Origin of the sequence: Gilliamella sp. B3464 (assembly GCF_026536145.1) — a bacterium.
Lineage (GTDB): Bacteria > Pseudomonadota > Gammaproteobacteria > Enterobacterales > Orbaceae > Gilliamella.
Window position 1 is genome coordinate 1 of record NZ_JAFNOQ010000022.1, and the last position, 4,348, is coordinate 4,348.

Annotated in this window: 7 protein-coding genes; 1 reads left to right on the top strand and 6 read right to left on the bottom strand. The window is 37.4% G+C overall.

The annotated features are described in order from the left end of the window. The 4 genes from J3U57_RS12525 to J3U57_RS12540 all read right to left on the bottom strand — a co-directional run. A partial coding sequence (locus J3U57_RS12525) for a VENN motif pre-toxin domain-containing protein (protein WP_267344958.1) occupies positions 1-412 on the bottom strand: 412 nt, incomplete at its 3' end. Next, the gene (locus J3U57_RS12530; protein ID WP_267358481.1) at positions 388-582 is read right to left on the bottom strand and encodes a hypothetical protein; all 195 of its coding nucleotides are present in this window, start codon (positions 580-582) and stop codon (positions 388-390) included. The genes J3U57_RS12530 and J3U57_RS12525, both read right to left, overlap by 25 nt. Before the next feature lie 341 nt (positions 583-923). Further along, positions 924-1,412: a hypothetical protein gene (locus tag J3U57_RS12535; RefSeq protein WP_267344961.1), complete on the bottom strand. Its 489-nt coding sequence runs from the start codon at positions 1,410-1,412 to the stop codon at positions 924-926. Continuing rightward, positions 1,409-3,091, bottom strand: coding sequence for a VENN motif pre-toxin domain-containing protein (locus J3U57_RS12540; protein ID WP_267344962.1), 1,683 nt, complete (start codon positions 3,089-3,091; stop codon positions 1,409-1,411). Before J3U57_RS12540 ends, J3U57_RS12535 begins: the two co-directional genes overlap by 4 nt. A 37-nt stretch (positions 3,092-3,128) precedes the next feature. Here J3U57_RS12540 and J3U57_RS12885 point away from each other — a divergent pair, with 37 nt between their 5' ends. After that, the gene (locus tag J3U57_RS12885) at positions 3,129-3,308 is read left to right on the top strand and encodes a SymE family type I addiction module toxin (RefSeq protein ID WP_416379690.1); all 180 of its coding nucleotides are present in this window, start codon (positions 3,129-3,131) and stop codon (positions 3,306-3,308) included. An 88-nt stretch (positions 3,309-3,396) separates the two neighbouring features. On the opposite strand, the gene J3U57_RS12545 is transcribed toward J3U57_RS12885, so the two are convergent. Beyond that, positions 3,397-3,837, bottom strand: coding sequence for a hypothetical protein (locus J3U57_RS12545; protein ID WP_267344963.1), 441 nt, complete (start codon positions 3,835-3,837; stop codon positions 3,397-3,399). Further along, positions 3,837-4,348, bottom strand: a 512-nt coding sequence (locus J3U57_RS12550; RefSeq protein WP_267344964.1) for a hypothetical protein, incomplete at its 5' end; no start/stop codon positions are given. The genes J3U57_RS12545 and J3U57_RS12550, both read right to left, overlap by 1 nt.

A 4,348-nucleotide genomic window follows, 5' to 3' on the forward strand; every position in this document is an offset into this window, starting at 1 on the left:
TCCCTTCATCGATAACCTTATCTTCACAAGCTTTATCACCGTTACATCCAGCCTTCGCTGCATTTACAATGACTAGACCAAAATCTAGATAGTTATTCTCAACCGAGTTCTTACCGGCAGCAATAGAGGTGCCGGCATCACCCACATCTCCCCCGGCAACGGCAATAGCCAGTCCAGTGGCAAGTTGGGCGAGTGCACTGATAGTGCGTTTATCTTCTTCAGTTAGGTCTTTTACATCCTTGCCATAAAGTTGTTTACGAATAATGTCCGCTGCCAGTTCACCTCCAACAGCACCCGCACCACCAACAAGTCCTGAGTTGCCTTGTAGCTCGGCAACCACAGCGCCTAAAATCGCATGAGTAATTAAGTTTCCGGCAACATTATCGGTTACCCAGTTGCCATTTTCATCCATGTGTCCAGTGTGCAGTTTGATTTGCTACGAAATCCACGACGCATAGAAGAGTAAGGGACCTTGATTAAATTAATTGATGCGATGATTATGAAAAGTCGGGTTGAATCGGCATTGCTGCCTTGATAAATAGCGATTAACTGTTTAAACTCAGGCTGTCTGTGTGCGACCACAATTAATCTGCTAATCACAACAACTCGACACTAAGAGGTAGTTATTTTAACTAAGGTCTATTCTAAACCAAAAACAGCCCTGCTAAAGATGAACCACCTATTACACCGTTGGGGATCGCTCTAACGTTGGTAGAGGTATTTCCCCCTTAATTTACCATTAAAGACAACCGGCTAAATGAACTCGGATTCACCACAGGCCAATCCGTCATCATTACCGCTAAAAAAGGTAAGTTAATTGTCGAGCTTGTGAGGTAAATCGCATAAGTGATAAATAATTAACTTAGTTCCGCTATCTCTATAGCAGAACTGAACTGAATTATTATTTGCCAGTTATGCTTAATTTACTGGATAATATAAAGTCCTATATTATCTACTATTTTTTTTATTGTTTTTTGAAGTGATACTAATTCATGATTATCTTTTAGAAAGAAAAACTGATGAGTTAAATCATAACCAGCAACAGAAAACATCAATAATGAAGGATACAAAAATTGACATAGTGGCTTTTCTTTCATTGCATTTCTTACAGCCAACAAATACTCATCAAAATTTAATGAGAGTAAATTACCATCAATACATACCATTTCTTGTTTGTCTGATAAATAATATAATGATTCATATAATTTTATAAATTTATCCTCAATATTTTTGAATAACTTTTCTTTTTCAATGTTACCTTTAATATCAGAATAACAGATTAATTCTGCTTTAGAATATTCATCTTCATTCAAATAATGGTCAAAATGAGAAATAGTTATTACATTATAGCTATTCATAAAACTATCATCATCAAAATCTATCGATAAAAAACTATCAATTAATTTATTCATTTTCTTAGTACATTCCCATTTTCATCTAATGTTGCAATCCGATTACCTTTTTTATCCATAAGCTTCCACGCACTTCCACCATGAGAATTAGCTCCAGCCCTATCAGGAGAAAGAATCCAACCAGTCTTTGGATCAACATAATTTGTTTTACCATCAGATACTTTTTTTCGATCTGTAAATTTACTTAAATCAATTTGGTCACCTTTATTTAAATCACCTTTGTAGTCCACAAAAGACTTATCTTGATTAGTAAGAATAAAACCCCGCCAATCACCAACATCTATTTCAGGACCTTCAAAAATACCACTATTCTTATCTTGCTCCACTATTGGTGTGACTAATTTTCCATTGTCTTTATTTTGTTCAGGAATTGGGGTAACTAGCTTTCCATCATCTTTATCTTGTTCTTGAATTGTCGAACCAGGTAAAGGAGGTAATGGTTCTGGGATAGGATACCCTTCATTTTGATGAGACCCACCATAAATTTCATAAGTTTTTAGTACTGCATTTTCGAAGTTACTATCTCCCATCGGATCAACTAATGCAAGATCAATTAATTTCCTTTGTTCGAACGTTAGACTGGTTAAAAAAGATTCGGCTTCAGCAATACTTAATCCTTTTGCAACTCGTACATCAACTGCTGTAATTGTTACTTGTTGCCCAAATGTTTCAGGTCGAAGAACTCGCCAAGCAATTATTGTAGCTTGAGCCAGATAGTTATTCTCAACCGCATTTTTACCCGCAGCAATAGCGGTGCCGGCATCACCTACATCTCCCCCTGCAACGGCAATAGTCAGACCGGTGGCCAGTTGGGCGAGTGCGCTGATGTTTTGTTTTTCTGCTTCGGTTAATTCGTTGTCGTTCTTATCTCCATAGAATGTTTTTCGAATGACTTGCGCTGCCAGTTCACCCCCAACTGCGCCCAGACCTCCCGATAATCCTGAGTTGCCTTGCAACTCCGCAACCACGGCGCCTAAAATCGCATGAGTAACTAAGTTTCCGGCAACATTATCGGTTACCCAGTTGCCATTTTCATCCATATGGCCGGTATGCTTTTTGATGTGCTCAGCCAGCCAAGGGGCACTGGCGCCAGCAAGTCCACCGGTAATATCACCCGAAATAATACCTGTCACAATGGCAACTGCACTATCTATCCCTTTGCTGACATCGCCCCCCATTGTGCCCAGGTTTTTACCATTTTTTAGGTTGGATGCTAATTGCGCATCAACCGCTGAATAATACCAGTAATCTTTATTATCTTCATAATACTTTTCAAACGATATTTTTGCTTTTTCGTCATCAGTTAACTTTTCATACGCTTTTGCTGCCTCAAGCCTTGATAACGCATCCTTATTTTTATCTACATCATTTTGCGCTTGTATGCGGTCATATTTATTCACCACATCTTTTGTTTGTTGGGCAATATCTTTAATTAACTCTACCGTTTCTATCTTATCAAGCTCTTTTTGCTTATCAAATATCTGTTTCAGCGGATTATTGGCACTCTCCGTATCCCGACTTAATTCATTGATATCCTGTTTTTGCTCGTCTTGATTACGGATGATTAACTGTCCCTTTTCCACTGCTGATTTGGTGGTACTTGAGTCTTTATCACTGTTTTGATACGCCGTTGGGACGCCAGGTCCTCCCGTACCGCCACTTATCGATACCTGGGTCACCTTAAAGTCCGCTTTGTTTTCTATATCACTAAAACTGATGGTGCCCGTATCTAACCGGTTTTGGGATTTATCCGCAGTGGAGGCTAGGTGGTTTTATACCATTGGCTACGTGCCACAAGGCACAAAGCCCAACCCAAGACCACAACTAACAATCAAAGGCAGGTGGCTGGAACAATTCGGTTTTTATACTAGGCGACCGGTCATTATTAAAAGTTGAACAGAACAAGTTAATTATTGAACTTGCTATGTAGCTCTAAGGAGCTTAAAAAAGCACCCTAATAAATCAGGGTGCTTTTACGTTGTTACTATTCTAATTTAATTATGTGTATTGAGCCGGATTTTATTTCTTTTGGTAATGTATAGATTATTTCTCTTATATCTTGCGGTATTTCTCTTAAAGATAATGGATTAAGGGGTTTTGCAACTAAAAAATAGCTATTATCTTCATAATTAACATCATAACTAAATAATCCCTTTAAAGCAGAATCAATATAACTTCTTAAATATTGTTCTCTTTTATTTTGATTAAGGAATTCTGGCAAATTATCTTCAATGATTTCAATATCACATCGTTTTTCTAAATCAAAAAAATAATCATATATTTCTTCATAATTCTTAATTGAATCAGCTACTTTCTCAGGTACAGCGGATGTGCCACCTGAAGCAAAGTGTGCTAGATTGCCATTATGAAATGCAGCAAACCAGTCTAGATCGTTAGTACTCATAAATTCATCAGTCATTCTCATTATTTTTCAACTCCAAATATATTTGTACAATTTTCACAACGAGGCACTTGTGTCCCATTACGAGGGCGTACAGCTTGAGTAAATTGTATATCTTTTAATTTAAGATTAGGATTATTTAATAACAATTCGTTAGCTGCTCTAAATTCAGCACAAGCACCTAATACATTACCACACGAAGTCTTAACTCCTAATCCTCCTAATTTATCAGCATAAGCTTGTAATTCAGGGGCTATTGTAGTGGGAACTGTCCCACTTGATGCAGTAACCACTTTACCAGTTAATGGATCTACAGCTGCAATTGCAGTAGCTGGCTTATATTTGCTATTAGCGAAAGATGCTACGTATTGTTCTAATTCTTTATTTGCATTAGCCAATAAGGAATTATTCCCCGTCGTCCCATTTCCGGCATTAAATTGTTTAATGATAGTATTATTTGCTCTATCATAAACAATTTTATAAGCCCCGTTTTCACTAAGAGTCGTTCTTATTTCATTTAATAGGGCTGATGGAT

Bases quoted from the DNA above. Each gene is read 5' to 3' on its own strand.
- J3U57_RS12545 (WP_267344963.1), bottom strand. From the start codon at position 3,837: ATGAGAATGACTGATGAATTTATGAGTACTAACGATCTAGACTGGTTT.
- J3U57_RS12535 (WP_267344961.1), bottom strand. From the start codon at position 1,412: ATGAATAAATTAATTGATAGTTTTTTATCGATAGATTTTGATGATGAT.
- J3U57_RS12885 (WP_416379690.1), top strand. From the start codon at position 3,129: ATGGTGCCCGTATCTAACCGGTTTTGGGATTTATCCGCAGTGGAGGCT.